Raw genomic sequence first — 16,003 nt, forward strand, 5'->3', positions numbered from 1 at the left:
ACCCCCCGCCCCCCCGCCCCAAAACACAGCGGGAGACCCCAGGAGGTGACAGCAGGGAGGGGTTTCTTCCCCCCCCCTCCCCTTGTTGTTCCCACCGCCGCGGCGGTCGCCGCCACCGGCCCGGCCGCCGCGACCCCGCGACGCATGGACAACCATCCGGACCGGCCCAATATCCTGGTGGTCCTGGTCGACGAGATGCGCACCCCGATGTGGTTCCCCGAGCAGTCGGTGCTCGACACCATCCTGCCGAACATCGCGGCGCTGCGGAACAAGTCGGTCTCCTTCGAGCAGCACTACACGGCCGCCAACGACTGCACGCCCTCGCGCGGCGTGCTGGTGACAGGCCTGTACTCGCATCAGACCGGCTGCCTGTCCACCTCGCAGTCGGAACTGGCGGCGGGCTTCCCGACCTGGGGGTCCATGCTGCGCGAGCAGGGCTACCGCACCACCTGGTGGGGCAAATGGCATCTGGGCCACTACGCCGACACCACCCCGGGCGGCCTGGACCGCTTCGGCTTCGACGGCGGCACCTACCCCTCGCCCAACGGCGCGCCCGAACAGGGCCTGCAGATGGACGGGCGCATAGTCGACCAGTTCGTCGACTGGTTCAATACCGATGCGGGACAGGGCCCCTGGTGCACGACGGTGTCACTGGTCAACCCGCACGACATCCAGTGGTGGCCGCGCTGGACGCGACGCACGCTGGCGTTCAACAACATTCCGCGCTGGATCAACGACCTGCCGGGCAATTTCGAAAGCCTCGAACAGCTGTCGCGCAAGCCGCGGTTGCAGAAGGCCCTGGTGGAGGTCTCGGCGGTGACCTTCGGGCTGGCGCCCTACGGCACGCCCGGGGCCGATCAGGAGTGGATCGACATGCGCAACCTCTATCTCTGGTTCCAGCAGCAGGTCGATATCCAGATCGGGCGCGTGCTCACCGAATTGGCGACCCAGCCGGAGGTCGCCGCCAACACCGTGGTGGTGTTCACCTCCGACCACGGTGACTACGCCGGTTCGCACGGCCTGCACGGCAAGGGCGGCGGCGCCTACGACGAGGCCATTCGCGTACCGCTGTTCATCCACGATCCACGCGGTCAGCTCACCCCCGCACCCGGCACCCGCGATCAGCTGACCTCCAGCGTCGACCTGGCCGCGCTGCTGCTGACCATCGGCACCGGCGGCAACGGGTGGCGGGCCGACGACCGCTACGCGCACCTGGCCGGGCGGCACGATATCGCCGCCGTAGCCGCCGATCCGGGCGCACCCGGACGGCCGTGGATCCTGCACACCACCGATGAGCATTCCATCGAGGAGGCGGCCGTCCGGTTCAACGACGACGCACCCGGTCACGTGATCGCACTGCGGACCGCGGACGCCAAGTTCGTCCGCTATTCGCACTGGGTGCCGGGCTCCGCGCAGATCGACCCGGCCGAGCAGCAGGAATACGAGCTCTACGACTACTCGACCCGCGACGGGCAGCTCGAGCTGGACAATGTCGCGGCCGTCGGCGGCGACCTGCGCGACACCATGAGCCGGTTGCACGACGAAGCGGTCAGCACCGAACTGCACCAGCCGCTACCCTCCTACCTGCAGCAGGCCCAGCAGGACGGATGGAACGATTACAACACCCAGACCGCGAAGCCCTTCGGGGAGCAGCTCTTCGACTTCCTTCGGGACGGTATCGGTGCGAAATAGCGTGCGGGGCAACCTCGTCACCGGCGCCGCCGCCGGGTTGCTCGCCACCGTGGCCGGTACCGCGGCCGCCGTCCCGATTCCCGCGGTACCGGGGTCGCCACCCGGATTCATCGGCAATCCGGCTGTGGCACAGCCGGTCACCGATGTGCCGCCGGTGCCGCAACATCCCTATCTCGCGCCCAACGGCAGCTCCGGTATCCACGACGACGGGTGGATGAGCAACACCAGCACCCGCCCGGGACCGCTCGGGCACGACCCCCGCGTGGTGTCGGCGGTGATCGGCGGGGAGTGCGGGTCGATCACCTTCGACCGCGCCGGCCGCATCGTCACCACCTGCATCGGCCCGTCCCCGGCGCTGTACCTGCTGGACCCGGTCACCTTGAATGTGCTGGGCCGCAGTGCGTTACCCGGTGATCCGGGCGCGTTCCTGCGGCCCGGTGCCTTCGGCAATTTCACCGGCGGCGCCTACTTCTATCTGGACAACGAAAATCGCGCGGTGATCGCCTCCCGCGACGGCCACATCCGGGTGTTCGCCGAGAACGACGGCGGCGACGGTTTCACTCTCGCGCACGACTACGACCTGAGCGGTGTGCTGCGGCCCGGGGAGACCTTCAACTCGGCGCTGCCCGACAGCAACGGGCTGCTGTGGTTCGTCACCCGGACCGACGGCGTGGTCGGCACCCTCGACCTGGACACCGGTGCCGCACAGGTGATCCGGCTCGGCGACGGCGCCGAGGGCGAGATCGAGAACTCCTTCGCCGTAGGCAACGACGGCGACGTGTATATCGCCACCAACCGCGAGCTGCTGCGTTTCGATGCCGGGCCCGGCGGCGCACCCGCCGTCACCTGGCGGGTCACCTACGCCAACAGTGGACAGCACAAACCGGGCCAGGTCGACGACGGCACGGGCACCACACCCACCCTCCTGTCCGGCGGCTATGTCGCCATCACCGACAACGCCGACCCGATGAACGTCGTGGTCTACCGCACCGCGCCCGGGGCGGCGCAGCGGCAGGTGTGCGCCGTGCCGGTGTTCGAGTCAGGGGCCAGCGATACCGAGAACTCGTTGATCAGCGCGGGAAACGCGCTGATCGTCGAAAACAATTACGGCTACACCGGTCCCGAGGCCGCCTTGCTGGGCAAGACCACCACCCCCGGCTTCGCCCGCATCGACATCGACCCCGACGGCAATGGCTGCCATCAGGTGTGGGCCAACACGACCGAGGCCGCACCGACCGTCGTGCCCAAGCTGTCGCTCGCCACCGGCCTGATCTACACCTATACCAAGGGCACCCAGGCCAGCGATCCCTGGTACTTCACGGCCCTGGATTTCCGCACCGGAGCGACGGTGTGGAAGCAGCTCACCGGCACCGGCCCCGGGTTCAACAACAACTACGCCGGAATCGCCATCGGACCGGACAGCACCGCCTATCTCGGTGTGATCCCGGGCCTGATCGCAGTCCACGACGGCTGAGCGATCGAGAGTCGCTGCACGGCAACGGCTCTCGATCCACACGCCTCAGGCGTCCGCCACCGCCGCCCACGGATTGACCGGCACCACGCCGATTGTGTGCCCCGAGCCATCGAGCAGCCGCCCCCACGACTTGAACGCCCGCAGCACCAGGCGCTGGTCGAGGACGACCGCATCGGTCAGCGCGGTGCCGATTCGGCCGAGGATGGCGCTCAGGTCCGCGATGCGATGCACCTGGGCCATGACCATGATGTTCGCCCGCCCGACCGTGGACAGGCAGATCCGGGTTTCCGGCCAGGAGGCGATCTCGGTCCCCGCCGCGTCCAGGTCTTGGTGCGGAACCGACAGCCACAGCACGTACTCGGTCTGCCAGCCGCCGGCGCCGCGCGCGAAATCGGTTCGGAAAGCGAGCATTCCGCGGCGGATCAGGGCATCGAGCTGCCGGCGCACGAGATGTTCGGAGGTGTTCAGCTCGCGGGCCAGATCCCGGTACCTGGCCCGGCCGTCGTGCTGGAGGGCGAGGAACAGGTCCCGGTCGCCGGGCTCGAAAGTGCGGTAGCGCACCGCTTTTCGCGACTCGCCACTCTCCTCCTCGACGACCGACCGTTGCTGATCGCGGTCGATCGCGCCGAGCCGCCAGTGCACCCCGCTGTGCCACTGCAGCGCCACGGTGGAGCGCACCCGCACGATGCCGGGCACCGCGGGCAGTCGCTCGAGCAGCAGGGTGCTCAAGGCCGCCGGGCTGTCGGACAGCACCAGGGTGTGCAGGTCGAAATCGCCGTCGGTGCCGTAGACACTGATGACCTGCGGGATCGACGCGAGCCCGGCGGCGACGGCCATCGCCCGGCCCGGCTGTGCCCGCACCTCGCACACCGCGCCGACCAGCGCCACCTGCGGACCGGGCACCGACGACACCCACGCGCGCCCGGATTCCGACAGTCGCTGCCACCGGCGCGCGGCCGTGGCCGCCGAAACCCCGAGTGCCGGGCCCAGCCGTTCGAAGCTGACCCGGGGGTTGGCGTGCAACGCGTCGAGCAGCATCAGGTCGACCTCGTCGAGGTTGCTCTCCCGCACGACTCAGATCCGTTCCGTCGATTTCCCGCACTGGATGCACCCATTGTGCGACTCCCCCGCAATTTCGGGGACAGGCGGATGGTCTGCCGTTCACTGAGGACATGAGCGAATCGACGACGACGGGCGTCACGGTACCGCTGGCCCGGTGGGTCGAGCAGTTGACGCCCGAGCAGATCCCCGCGCGGGTGCGGACCCGCGCCAAGCACCTGCTGCTCGACGGTGTGGCGTGCGGTCTGGTGGGCGCTCAGCTGCCCTGGTCCCGAGTCGCCACCTCGGCGGTGCTGGACCTGGAGGGCACGGGCGCGGCGACCGTGATCGGAACCGGGGCCACCACCGGCGGGCCCGCGGCGGTCCTGTTGAACAGCACCTTCACCCAAGGCTTCGAGCTCGACGATTTCCATCCACTCGCGCCCCTGCACAGCACCTCCCTGATCCTGCCGGTCCTGCTCGCAACCGCCCAGCAGCTCGGCGGGGTATCCGGCGCCGCGGCCCTGACCGCCGCGATCGCCGGGTTCGAGGTCGGTCCACGCGTCGGATTGGCCCTGCACGGCTCGGAGATGCTCTCCCGCGGCTGGCACAGCGGCCCGGTCTTCGGAACCCACACCGCCGCAATGGTTGCCGGAAAGCTGCGCGCGCTCGACGCCGCCCGGCTCGAGGACGCGCTCGGCATGGCGGGCACCCAGTCCGCCGGACTGATGGCCGCCCAGTACGAGGCGATGTCCAAGCGCATGCAGCACGGATTCGCCGCGCGCAACGGCTATTACGCGGCCGGTCTGGCCGCTGGCGGGTACACCGGGATCAAGCAGGTCTTCGATCGGCCCTACGGCGGCTACCTGTCGGTCTTCGGCGAGGGCCACGACCCGGACCCTGCCCAGGTGATCGCCGGTCTGGGCGAGGGCTGGCACACCGAGCTCATCATGGTGAAGTCGTATGCGGCCCAGGGCGGGCTGCACGGCACCGTCCAGGCGGCGCTGGAGCTGCGCGCCCGCCACCACATCGACCCGAAGTCGGTCGCGCACATCGAGATTCGCGTCGGCCACACCGTCTACCACCATGGCTGGTGGGAGCCGGAACGGCCGTTGACGGCCATCGGCGCGCAGATGAATCTCGGCTACGCCGCGGCGGTCGCGCTGCTCGACGGCCAGGTGCTGCCGCCGCAGTTCACCCCGGCCCGGCTGGACGCGGACGATGTCTGGGAGCTGCTGGGCAAGATCGAGGTGAAACTGGACGAGAACATCCAGAACGGCCCTGTCCATGAACGTTTCGCCACCGAACTGGCGATCACCCTCACCGATGGCACGGTGCTCGCACAGCGGATCGTCCAGCCGCACGGCGGCCCCGCCGACCCGGTCACCGACGACGAACTCGTCGCCAAGTACCGCTCCCTCGTCGGTCCCCTGGTCTCGCCCGATCGGCTCGACGCCACCCAGCGGGCAGTGCTCGGCATCGACGAACTCGCCGATCTGCGCGAGCTGGCCGACCTGCTCGCCGCGCCCGTCGCCGGCGCCCTCGACAACCTGGAACAGGATCACCACCGATGACCACCCCATCGCTGGCGCGACTACGCGCCGCCCTCGCCGACCGTGCCGAAATCATCGTCGCCCCCGGCGTATTCGACGGCTTGTCCGCCTCCCTGGTCCGCCGGCTGGACTTTCCCGCCGCCTACCTGACCGGCGCGGGCGTGGCCGCCAGCGGTTTCGGACTCCCCGACATCGGGCTGGTGACCCAGACCGAAATGGTCGAGCGCGCCCGGATGCTGGTGCGCGTCCTCGGCGACATCCCGCTGCTTGCCGATGCCGACACCGGATACGGCACCGCGCTCAATGTCGTTCGCACCGTACGCGAATACGAGGCCGCCGGCGTCGCCGCGATCCAGCTCGAAGACCAAGCCTCTCCCAAGAAGTGCGGGCACCTGCCCGACAAGGAGCTGATCGAGACCGGGGAGTTCGTCACCAAACTCGCCGCCGCACTGGAGGCGCGCACGGACCCGGACCTGGTCGTCATCGCCCGCACCGACGCCCGCGGCCCGCTCGGTATCGATGCCGCCATCGACCGGGCCAATGCCTACGCGGCGGCGGGCGCCGACGTGATCTTCGTCGAGGCGCCGCAGGGCACCGCCGAGATCGAGCGCATAGCGCAGGAGGTGTCCGCTCCCCTGCTCATCAATCTCGTCCTGGGCGGCCTCACCCCGATCGAATCCGCCACGCGCCTGCGGGAACTGGGCTATTCGATCGCCATCCACCCCTCGCTGCCGCTGGGCGCCGCGGCGTACGCGATGCTCACCGGCCTGGCCGACCTCGCCGGGCGCGATCCCGGGCCGCTGCTGCCCGCGAAACCTGCCGAGTTCTTCAACCTCGTCGGTCTGGCCGAATGGTCGGAGCTGGGCGAACGCTACCGTGAAGGAGCCTGACCCATGGGCATGACCATGATCGAGAATCTGCTGGCCCGCAAGGCGGGTGTGCCGCGGGTCCGGCCCGGGGACATCGTGACCGTCGACGTCGACATGTGCGTGCTGATCGATCTGCAGTTCGCCACGCTGTGGCAACAGCCCCGCCGCATCCATGATCCCCGCAAGGTCGCGGTCGTCATGGACCACGCTGTACCGGCGCCGTCGCTCAAGGATGCCGCGGGCGGTCCGAAGGCGCGGAAGTTCGTGGCGGACTTCGGGATCGAGCACTTCTACGATGTCGGCCGGCACGGCATCTGCCACCAGGTCATCGCCGAGAACGGGCTGGCCCGTCCCGGCGAGGTGCTCGCCTGCACCGACTCGCACACCTGCGCGGGCGGCGCGTACAACACCGCCGCCCGCGGACTCGGCCCGGCCGAGGTGTACTCCATCCTGTGCACCGGCGCCACCTGGTTCGAACTCGCCCCCACGGTGCGTTACGAACTCACCGGCGCGCTCCCGCCGGAGGTCGGCGGCAAGGACGTCTTCCTCTATCTCGCCGACACCTACGGTGACGCCACCAACCAGAATCTCGAATTCGGCGGGCCGGGCCTGCCGACGGTCCCGCTCAACGACCGGCGCACGATCGCCACCCAGGCCGCCGAAATCTCCGCCGACTTCGCCACTTTCGGTGTCGACGACCTGCTACGCGAGTTTCTCGCCGCGCGTGGGGCGACGGATTTCGTTGCCGCCGACGCGGATTCGGACGCCGAATACGCCGACATCCGCACCATCGACCTGTCCGGCCTCGAACCGTACGTCGCCCGCCCGGGCACGGTGAGCCGCAACGGGGTTCCGGTCTCGCAGGTCGAGCCCCGGCGCATCGACCAGGCGTTCATCGGGTCCTGCGCCAACGGCCAGCTCGAAGATCTCCGCATCGCCGCGCAGATCCTGCGCGGCCGGACCGTCGCCCCCGGCGTCCGGCTGCTGGTCACGCCCGCCTCCCAGCAGGTCTACCGGGACGCCATGCGACTGGGATACCTGCAGGACATCGCCGATGCCGGTGGGGTGGTGACCAATTCGACCTGCGGCGCCTGCTTCGGCTACCACATGGGCGTGGTCGGACCCGGCGAGGTCTGCCTGACCTCGAGCACCCGCAACTTCACCGGCCGCATGGGCAGCACCGAGGCCGAGATCTACATGGCCGCACCCGCCACCGTCGCGGCCTCCGCCATCACCGGCTACATCACCGACCCCAGGAGCGTCACCGCATGAGCACCACCATCACCGGCCGCGTCTGGGTCTTCGGCGACTCCCTCGACACCGATGCGATGTACCCGGCCTTCGCCATGAAGCTCGAGCTACCCGAGGCCGCCCGGCACATCTTCTACCAGGTACGCCCTGGCTGGACCGATCTCGTCACCCCCGGCGACATCGTCATCGCCGGAACGAATTTCGGCGTCGGCTCCTCCCGCCCGGTCGCCGCCCTCTTCCAACAGCTGGGCGTCGCCGCCGTGGTCGCGGAGAGTTTCAACTCGCTGTTCTTCCGCAACGCCGTGAACGCTGGACTGCCCGCGATCACCGCACCCGGAATCACCGAGCACTTCCAGGACGGCCAGACCGGCACTTTCGATCTCGCGACGGGCACGTACAGAAACGAGTCCACCGGTATCAGTGGCCTGGGCCGCCCCCTGCCGCCGTTGCTGCTGGAAATCATCAGTAGCGGAGGGATTCTCGCGCGCCTGGCCGAGCAGGGCTTCCTGTCGTGACCGCAACCGACCCCACAGAATCGGACCAGCCATGGCAATTCGTTTGATCGGAAGACTCCTGCGGCCGGTGCGAGCCGGAATCGGCCGCACGGCGTGGTTCGATCCGGCTGTCGAGCATGCACCCGAAACCCTGATGGTGGGCAGTGCCGCTTTCGTTGACGGCGGGGACATTCCGCGTCTGCACGCAGGAACAGGCGTGGGAGACAACGTATCCCCACCACTGCACTGGTCGGGTGTGCCGGTCGAGGCCGTCGAGCTGGTCCTGATCATCGAGGACCCCGACGCTCCTCTGCGTCGTCCGGTTGTGCACGGCGTGTTCACCGGAATCGATCCGCGCATCACCAGCGTCCAGGAGGGAGCGCTCGGCTCGAATGACGGGGAGACGAGCAGCATCAGGGTGGGCACCGGGAGCTTCGGCCGCCGAGGGTACGCCGGTCCACGCCCCGTCCCCGGTCACGGACCGCACCGCTACGTCTTCCAGCTCGTGGCGCTCGACCAGCCGAGCGGATTGACCGATGGCGCAACGCTGCCCGCCGTGCTCGCAGCCGTCAGCGGGCATGTGATCGCCCGCGGCAAACTCACCGGCCGCTACGAACGGCCCTGACACGCGAACCATCGGGATAGACCGGGTCGGCCGGCAGCGGAATCGGCAGGTGGCAAATAATTAGCTATGACGTCCTCTCCGATCGGAGGAGAGCGCATGGAACGCCTGAACAACCCGCCCACCGGGAAGGGCCGGACTGCTGCCGCGCACTTCCCGCAACCCTGACTGGCATCGGTATCGAGCGAAGGAGTCTCATGCGAGCGACCTACATGTACGGTGCCGGTGACGTCCGCGTCATCGACGTTCCCGATCCCGTCGTCCAACACCCCACCGACGCCCTGGTCCGTGTCGTCCGCAGCTGCGTGTGCGGTTCCGATCTGCACCCGTACCACAACATGCCCGTGTCGGAGCGAGGCGAATCGATGGGCCACGAGTTCGTGGGAGTCGTGGAGGACGTCGGGAGCGAGGTCCGCACGGTCGGGAAGGGTGATTTCGTGATCGCCCCCTTCGCCTGGTCGGACGGCACCTGTGATTTCTGCCGTGAGGGCCTGCAAACCTCTTGCCGCCATGGCGGTTTCTGGAACGCGGGCGACGTGCGCGGTGGCCAGGCCGAGGCCGTGCGGGTGCCGCTCGCCGACGGCACCCTCGTCCCGGTACCGGTCGAAGAGAAGTCGCCGCTGGTCCCGTCGCTGCTGACGCTGTCGGACGTGTACGGCACCGGCTACCACGCCGCCGTGAAGGCCCGGGTCACCGCGGACACCACGGTCACCGTGATCGGCGACGGCGCGGTCGGCCTCATGGGCGTCCTGTCCGCGCGGCAGCTGGGTGCACCCCGGATCATCCTCATGGGCCGCCACCAGGAGCGCACCGATCTGGGACGCGAATTCGGCGCCACCGACGTGGTCGCCGAGCGCGGAGCCGAGGGCGTCGCCGCGGTGCGTGAACTGACCCGGGGCGACGGCACCCACGTCGTCATCGAAGCGGTCGGCCACATGCCCGCCTACGAACAGGCCCTGGGCGTGGTCCGCCCGGGCGGCGTGATCAGCCGCGTGGGCCTTCCTCAATACAACGACGCCCCGGTCGGGTGGGACCTCTTCGGCCCCAACATCACTCTCACCGGCGGCCCCGCACCCGCCCGCGCCTACATCGAAACCCTGCTCCCGGCGGTCCTCGACGGCACCGTCAACCCCGGCAGGGTCTTCGATACCGAACTCTCCCTCGATGACGCCCCCGACGCCTACCGTGCCATGGACGACCGTCGCTCCCTGAAGGTCCTCCTCCGTGCCTGAGCCGATCCCTCAACTCCGTCAGGAGCGGTCGCGGGCGCTGACCCCACGCCGGAGCAGAAACCACCCGCCCGCCCGATTTCGACGGCCACACTGCACGCGTTCGAGGACAAGCTGCGGGCGGCGCTGAACAGGCCGGGCGCTTCACCGCCCGCCGCAACGACGATGTTCGTCACGCCTGGTCGGGCGGGAGACAGTGGCGCGTCGGAGACAATGCCCCGCGACGCCATCAAGCGGTCGGCCAGGGTGTGATCGGTGGACCTCGGCCAAGGTCAGCCGCCGATCGTCACGACCCATATCCCTGCGCCGACCGGTCGTAACCGGCAATGTCGACACTCCCGCACGGTCCGCACGCGCTGGGGCCGGCTGGCGATCAGGTGAGCCCGTCACTACGGTGGGGCGGGCAATCGGAAGCCCGGAAGCGGGGGTGTGTGGATGCCGTTGTCGACGGCCGAACAGGTGATGGCCACGAATCAGGATGCGCCGCAACGGCGCTCGATTCCGCTGGTCGTGGTGTGGCTCGTAGCGGTGCTGGGTGGACTGGCCGGGTGGTACTACCTCGGTCAGCTGCTGGCCGCGCCCCGCGCGATGCTGCACCTGGTCGATCTCGGCGTGTATCAGATCGCGGCAGACCGTGTGGTGCACGATGTTTCGGTGTACGACACCCCGTTGCGGGGGCACACGCGCGGGGTGTGGGAGTTCGTGTACACCCCGTTCGCGGCGCTGATGTTCGTGCCGCTGGCGTGGCTGCACGGGTCGGTCTTCACCTGGGCCGGCGGACTCGCGAATTTCGCGATGCTCACCGGATCTGTTTGGGCGGCACTGTCGGTGCTCGGTTATCGGCGCGACCGCCGCATGCTGATCGTGGGCCCTGCCGCTGCCGCTCTGCTGCTGTTGTGTGAGCCGATCCGGGAGACCGAGGCCTTCGGGCAGGTCAATATCCTGCTGCTGCTCCTGGTGCTGGCCGATTCCTCCCGCTGCAAAGGCGTGCTGACCGGTATCGCGGCCGGCATCAAGCTGACCCCGGCGTTCTTCATCGTCTACCTACTGGTGACTCGTCGATTCCGGGCGGCCGCCACCGCCACCGGCGCGCTGGTCGCCACCATGGTGATCGGCCTGGCCGTGCTGCCGAAGGATTCGCTGACGTTCTGGAGCGGCGCCTTCGCCGACCCTGCCCGGGTCGGTGTCCCCGAGAACCCGCAGAACGAATCTCTACGCGGCATGCTCGCCCGCACCCTGGGCGCTGTCGGCAGCATCCAATTGCTGTGGGCCGCCGCCGCTCTCGCCATCGCGGTGGTCTGCCTGATCCTGGCCCGCCGTCTCTCGGTCACCGGCCGTGAACTTCCCGCCGTGGTCCTGTGTGGTCTGACCAGCACGGTCGTCTCCCCGTACAGCTGGATCCACCACTGGGTCTGGCTGGCTCCCCTGCTCATCTGCCTGGCCGACCTCGCCCTGCGCCACCGTTCCCTGCCGACCGTGGCGGGCCTGCTCGGCGTCTTCCTCGTCTGCTCGGGCGGCGTCTTCGAGCTGCTGGACCTGCACTACGGCAGCGTTTTCGACCTCCCGAGCCGCGGCCCCTTCGCCGTCCTGGACCACAACGCCTACATCTGGCTCACGCTCGCCCTCTTCGCCGCCACCGCCGTGCTGACACGGCGCGGTTCCGCGCCTGTCCGCCCCGCCCTCACCCCCGGTACCGGGCGACGAAGCGCCGCAGAATCTCCTGCGGCACCGTGATGTGCTCACGGTGCCCGAGTTCGGTCAGGGAGTCGGCCTCACTCGGGTCGAAATAGCCTTCGTGCCGATAGATTTCGATGCGGAGCGCCAGGCCCCGGCCGTCGAGTTCGGGGTGGAACTGGGTGGCGTAGACATTCTCCCCGACCCGCACCGCCTGTACCGGGCAGACGGCCGAACGCGCGAGTAGCACCGCACCCGGCGGAACGTCCTGGCAGGACTCCTTGTGCCCGACGAAGGCCCGGAATGTATCCGGAAGTCCGTGCAGCAGCGGGTCTTTCGCCGCGTCCTCGGTGAGTTCGATGGTCGTCGCGCCGGGCGTCTCGCCGTAGCGCTCGGTGCCGACCGGCCCGCCGAGCACGTCGGCGAGGATGCTCAACCCGTAGCACGCGCCCAGGTACGGGATGTCGCGGCGCACGATCTCGATGAGCAGCTTCTTCAGCTCGGGTTCGAAGACCCGCTGATAGTCGTACTTCTTGGCCTCGGGGTAGCTGAGGTTGCTCGGCCCGCCGCCGACGATCACCGCCCAGTGGTCGTCGAGCTCGAGATCGGGCATGCCGCGATTCATCTCGACCCGCACCACGTCCGCGGCCGCGAGCCCGCCCGCGTCGAGGATCGCTTCGTACTCCTGGTCGGAGGCCGCTTGCTCGGGTCGCAGCTGCAGCAGCAGACAAGACTTGGGCATGTCCACATTGTGGGCGGTCGGTCCGCTCCGGTTGGGGGCTATGCGGGGATTGACCTCGAGTGCGGTCGAGGTTGCAGGGTGGAACCATGACTCGACCGGTAGAAATCTGGAACACCGTCTACGACGAGGACACCGCGCCCTGGGTGATCGGCGAACCGCAACCCGCCATCGTGGCACTGGAACGCGCCGGCGAGATCCGCGGCCGCGTCCTCGAGCCGGGCTGCGGTGCGGGCGAGCACACCATCCTGCTCACCCGCCTCGGCTACGACGTCCTGGGCGTCGACTTCTCCCCCAGCGCAATCGAATACGCCCGCGCGAATGCCGCCGCCCAGGGCGTCCCGGCCGTCCGCTTCGAGGTCGCCGATGCCCTGGCCCTCGGTGGCAATGCCGACTTCGCGGGTGATCCTCCAGGTTCCGCGCCCGCCTTCGACACCGTGGTCGACAGCGCCCTGTTCCACGTCTTCGGCACCGAACCCGAGGCCCGCTCCGCCTACGTCCGCAGCCTGCACGCCGTCTGCAAGCCCGGCGGCGTGGTCCACGTTCTGGCGCTCTCCGACGCCGAACCCGGCTTCGGCCCCCGCATCAGCGACACGGTGATCCGGGAATCCTTCGGCGCGGGCTGGGAACTGGAGAGCCTGGAACCGACCCGCTACCGCGGCCGGGTCACCGCCACCGTCGCCGATCAGGCGGTGGGCCTCGAGGTGTCCCCCGCGGGCCTGGTGGATGTTGCGGCGTGGATGGCGCGCATCCGGAGGCTCTGATACAGTTCGCCTACCTCATCAAAAATTCTTCCTAAAACAAAGTACGTGTAACCCAGGGTTACACGTACTTTTGTTTTCAGCCCTGCCGCTGTCAGCCCCGATGCACCCGGTCGCTCACCAGCGCCCGCAGCGCCGGATCCTCCTCACCCACGTGCAATGACCGAATCCGTTGCACCGCAAGCGCGTCCGTCCCGGTGACCCGCTGGCTCAGGCGCTCGTGCTCCACCCACGACGGGCTCATGAAGGTCTCGACGTGACGGTCCGGGTCGACCGGATCGGAGTACATCGCCCAGTGCATGGCCCCGTCACGGCGGCGGGAACGCCGCAGGTCGGGGATGGCGGCGTGGAAGTCGGCCAGGTGCTCGGCGGGGATGCGGTACTCGACGGTGAGCATGATCGGGCCGTCATCGGGGGCCAGCGACAGCGGCACGTACGGTTCCAGCACGTGCGCGGCCTGGACATCGATCTGCTCGGCGGCCGCGAGCCGGAACCACAGGCCCAGCACCGTCTGCGCCGCGAGCGCCACCCCGGCCGCGGTGAGTGCCGTGGGCAGTCCCGCGGTGCCAGCCACCGCACCCCAGCCGGCCGCGCTCACCGCGAAGCCGAGCTGGAACACCAGCTGGAACACCGCCAGTCCGCGACCGCGAATCCAGCTGGGCAGCACCGATTGTGCCGCGATATTGAGCGTCGACATCACACCCATGCCCGCCATGCCCGCGAGGAACAGCACCGGCAGCGCGGGCGGGAAGGCAGTCAGCTGCGCGACCGTCAGCAGGCAGGCGGCGTAGAGCAGACTGCAGGCCAGCGCGATCCGATCGGGGGAATAGCGCTGCCGGATGCGCGGTAGCACCAGTGCGCCGGACACGCCACCGACCCCGAGTACACCGAGCAGCAGACCGTAGGTGGTCGCCGTCTGATGCAGACGCACCCGGGTCACCACGGCCAGCAGTGACGGCAGCGCGCCGTAGCAGAGCACGAAGGCGGCGGCGCGAACCAGCACCGCGCGCAGTTCGGGCGCATTGGCCACATAGCGCAGGCCGGTGCGGATGGCGGTGGTGAGATGCTCGGGCGGCAGTGCCGTCGCGGCGGGCCGGCGGCGCCAGACATACACCACCGCAAGCACTCCCAGGAACGACGCGGCATTGAGCAGGAAGACGCCGCCGGAGCCGACCGCGGCCACCAGCACGCCGCCGATGGCCGGTCCGATCGCCTGCGAGGCCGTCATCGCCACCGAGTTGAGGCTGATCGCGGCGGGCAACTGCGCGGCGGGCACCAGCTCGGGGGTGATCGAGCTGAAAGCCGGCATGCCGAGCGTCGCACCGGTGCCGAGTAGCAGCGTCGCGGTCAGCAGCAACGCCGGATTCACGCTGTGCGACAGCGTGAGTGCGCCGAGCAGCGCCGCCACCACCAGCTGCCACGCCTGGGTGAACAGGATCAGGCGGCGGCGGTCGAGGATGTCGGCGAGCGCACCCGCGGGCAGGGCCAGCACGAAACTGGGCAGGGCATTGGCGGTGGACAGCAATGCCACCAGCGCGGCCGATCCGGTCAGCGTGGTCATCAGCCAGGAGGCGCTGACCAGGTGCATCCAGGATCCGACATTGGACGCGATCGAGGCGATCCACAGGGCGCGAAAAGTATTGATGCGCAGGGGTGTCCACGGTGAGGTCGCCGAGGGTGTGCTCATCCGTCAGAGGGTACGGATCCGTCCTGGCATCGGCGCATCCGTTCGCGATCGGCCGAACGGGTGGGGGCGGCACCATGTTGACGGTCCCGGCGTCCTAGTGATCGCGGTGTGCCATCAGCTGGGCCAGGGCGGTCAGGTCGTCGGAGGCGAGATCGCCGGGCAGGGCCGCGAATGCGGCGTCCAGGGCGGCGGTCGCGCGGCGCAGGGTGCGCTGGCGGCCGCCCGCCTGCTCGATCAGGTCCGCCGCCCGGGCCGCGCGGGCCGCGGTCATGGGATGGCGGGCGTGGTAGAGGCGGGCCAGCTCGCGGCCGGCCGCGGTATCCGATTCCAGGGCGCACACCACGGGGAAGGACTGTTTGCGGTGAATCAGGTCGCTGTGCGCCGGTTTTCCGGTGATCTCCGGATCGCCCCAGATATCGATGAAGTCGTCGACGAGCTGGAACACGAGCCCGATCTCGATGCCGAAGGTATGCATGGCCGACACCACGCGGTGGTCGGCCCCGGCGCACAGCGCGCCCAGCGCGCAGGCGCAGCCCAGTAGCGCACCGGTCTTCCCGGCGGCCATGGCCAGGTACTCGTCGACGCTGACGGTGGGCCGGGTTTCGAAGGCGCAGTCCGCGTACTGGCCCCGGCACAGCGTGACCGTGGCCTTGGCCAGCCGGATGACCGCCTCGGAGGTGACGGTCTCGGGTGCGCCGTCACACAGCACGCCGAGCGCGACCGCCTGCAGCGCGTCACCGAGCAGCGTCGCATTGGTCTCGCCCCAGATGCGCCAGACCGTCGGCCGGCCGTGCCGGAACGGATCGGTGTCCATGACGTCGTCGTGGACGAGCGAGAAGTTGTGCAGCAGTTCGACGGCCGCGGCGGCGTGCACCGACTCTTCGACCGCGCCGCCGCAGGCCGTGTCCGCCGCGAAGGTG

General features: G+C 69.3%; 14 protein-coding genes. 10 read left to right on the top strand and 4 right to left on the bottom strand.

Annotated elements, in window-relative coordinates; genetic code table 11:
- Positions 1-144: 144 nt before the first annotated feature.
- A complete protein-coding gene (locus ACFXN1_RS05660; protein WP_379463500.1) occupies positions 145-1,692 on the top strand; it encodes a sulfatase-like hydrolase/transferase in 1,548 nt (515 codons plus the stop codon).
- A 1-nt stretch (position 1,693) separates the two neighbouring features.
- A complete protein-coding gene (locus tag ACFXN1_RS05665) occupies positions 1,694-3,166 on the top strand; it encodes a hypothetical protein (RefSeq protein ID WP_379444032.1) in 1,473 nt (490 codons plus the stop codon).
- 45 nt (positions 3,167-3,211) lie between these two features.
- Here ACFXN1_RS05665 and ACFXN1_RS05670 read toward each other — a convergent pair whose 3' ends face one another.
- Positions 3,212-4,237 carry an Lrp/AsnC family transcriptional regulator gene (locus tag ACFXN1_RS05670; protein WP_379444033.1) on the bottom strand — a complete coding sequence of 342 codons (1,026 nt, stop codon included), beginning with the start codon at positions 4,235-4,237 and terminating at the stop codon, positions 3,212-3,214.
- Positions 4,238-4,338: 101 nt separating this feature from the next.
- On the opposite strand from ACFXN1_RS05670, the gene ACFXN1_RS05675 reads away from it, so the two are divergent.
- The 7 genes from ACFXN1_RS05675 to ACFXN1_RS05705 all read left to right on the top strand — a co-directional run bounded on the left by ACFXN1_RS05675 (position 4,339) and on the right by ACFXN1_RS05705 (position 11,956).
- Positions 4,339-5,778, top strand: a complete 1,440-nt coding sequence (locus ACFXN1_RS05675) for an MmgE/PrpD family protein (RefSeq protein WP_379444034.1) — start codon at positions 4,339-4,341, stop codon at positions 5,776-5,778.
- A complete protein-coding gene (locus ACFXN1_RS05680) occupies positions 5,775-6,647 on the top strand; it encodes an oxaloacetate decarboxylase (protein ID WP_379444035.1) in 873 nt (290 codons plus the stop codon). Before ACFXN1_RS05675 ends, ACFXN1_RS05680 begins: the two co-directional genes overlap by 4 nt.
- Positions 6,648-6,650: 3 nt before the next feature.
- Positions 6,651-7,898: an aconitase/3-isopropylmalate dehydratase large subunit family protein gene (locus tag ACFXN1_RS05685; RefSeq protein ID WP_379444036.1), complete on the top strand. Its 1,248-nt coding sequence runs from the start codon at positions 6,651-6,653 to the stop codon at positions 7,896-7,898.
- Positions 7,899-7,906: 8 nt separating this feature from the next.
- Positions 7,907-8,392 (top strand): 3-isopropylmalate dehydratase, encoded by a 486-nt coding sequence (locus ACFXN1_RS05690; protein WP_379397183.1) that lies wholly within the window; start codon positions 7,907-7,909, stop codon positions 8,390-8,392.
- 196 nt (positions 8,393-8,588) lie between these two features.
- Entirely contained in the window at positions 8,589-8,996 is a 408-nt protein-coding gene (locus tag ACFXN1_RS05695; RefSeq protein ID WP_379444037.1) for a YbhB/YbcL family Raf kinase inhibitor-like protein, read from the top strand.
- 194 nt (positions 8,997-9,190) lie between these two features.
- Positions 9,191-10,225: a zinc-binding dehydrogenase gene (locus ACFXN1_RS05700; RefSeq protein ID WP_379444039.1), complete on the top strand. Its 1,035-nt coding sequence runs from the start codon at positions 9,191-9,193 to the stop codon at positions 10,223-10,225.
- A gap of 432 nt (positions 10,226-10,657) precedes the next feature.
- The gene (locus ACFXN1_RS05705; RefSeq protein ID WP_379444040.1) at positions 10,658-11,956 is read left to right on the top strand and encodes a glycosyltransferase 87 family protein; all 1,299 of its coding nucleotides are present in this window, start codon (positions 10,658-10,660) and stop codon (positions 11,954-11,956) included.
- On the opposite strand, the gene ACFXN1_RS05710 is transcribed toward ACFXN1_RS05705, so the two are convergent.
- The gene (locus ACFXN1_RS05710; protein ID WP_379444041.1) at positions 11,904-12,638 is read right to left on the bottom strand and encodes a glutamine amidotransferase; all 735 of its coding nucleotides are present in this window, start codon (positions 12,636-12,638) and stop codon (positions 11,904-11,906) included. The genes ACFXN1_RS05705 and ACFXN1_RS05710 overlap by 53 nt on opposite strands.
- Before the next feature lie 86 nt (positions 12,639-12,724).
- Between ACFXN1_RS05710 and ACFXN1_RS05715 the strand changes: the two genes are divergently transcribed.
- Entirely contained in the window at positions 12,725-13,399 is a 675-nt protein-coding gene (locus tag ACFXN1_RS05715) for a class I SAM-dependent methyltransferase (RefSeq protein ID WP_379463501.1), read from the top strand.
- Positions 13,400-13,490: 91 nt separating this feature from the next.
- Here ACFXN1_RS05715 and ACFXN1_RS05720 read toward each other — a convergent pair whose 3' ends face one another.
- Together ACFXN1_RS05720 and ACFXN1_RS05725 are read right to left on the bottom strand one after the other, a co-directional pair.
- On the bottom strand, positions 13,491-15,083 hold the full coding sequence (locus ACFXN1_RS05720) for an MFS transporter (RefSeq protein WP_379441360.1): 1,593 nt from the start codon (positions 15,081-15,083) through the stop codon (positions 13,491-13,493).
- 94 nt (positions 15,084-15,177) lie between these two features.
- Positions 15,178-16,003, bottom strand: an 826-nt coding sequence (locus ACFXN1_RS05725; protein WP_379463502.1) for a polyprenyl synthetase family protein, incomplete at its 5' end; no start/stop codon positions are given.

This window comes from Nocardia sp. NPDC059154 (assembly GCF_042755705.1).
Classification (GTDB): domain Bacteria; phylum Actinomycetota; class Actinomycetes; order Mycobacteriales; family Mycobacteriaceae; genus Nocardia.

What these genes read in the sequence shown, in the direction of transcription:
- ACFXN1_RS05715 (WP_379463501.1), top strand. Translation starts at nt 12,725, where the DNA reads ATGACTCGACCGGTAGAAATCTGGAACACCGTCTACGACGAGGACACC.
- ACFXN1_RS05675 (WP_379444034.1), top strand. Translation starts at nt 4,339, where the DNA reads ATGAGCGAATCGACGACGACGGGCGTCACGGTACCGCTGGCCCGGTGG.
- ACFXN1_RS05685 (WP_379444036.1), top strand. Translation starts at nt 6,651, where the DNA reads ATGGGCATGACCATGATCGAGAATCTGCTGGCCCGCAAGGCGGGTGTG.
- ACFXN1_RS05660 (WP_379463500.1), top strand. Translation starts at nt 145, where the DNA reads ATGGACAACCATCCGGACCGGCCCAATATCCTGGTGGTCCTGGTCGAC.
- ACFXN1_RS05680 (WP_379444035.1), top strand. Translation starts at nt 5,775, where the DNA reads ATGACCACCCCATCGCTGGCGCGACTACGCGCCGCCCTCGCCGACCGT.
- ACFXN1_RS05710 (WP_379444041.1), bottom strand. Translation starts at nt 12,638, where the DNA reads ATGCCCAAGTCTTGTCTGCTGCTGCAGCTGCGACCCGAGCAAGCGGCC.
- ACFXN1_RS05700 (WP_379444039.1), top strand. Translation starts at nt 9,191, where the DNA reads ATGCGAGCGACCTACATGTACGGTGCCGGTGACGTCCGCGTCATCGAC.
- ACFXN1_RS05705 (WP_379444040.1), top strand. Translation starts at nt 10,658, where the DNA reads ATGCCGTTGTCGACGGCCGAACAGGTGATGGCCACGAATCAGGATGCG.
- ACFXN1_RS05720 (WP_379441360.1), bottom strand. Translation starts at nt 15,083, where the DNA reads ATGAGCACACCCTCGGCGACCTCACCGTGGACACCCCTGCGCATCAAT.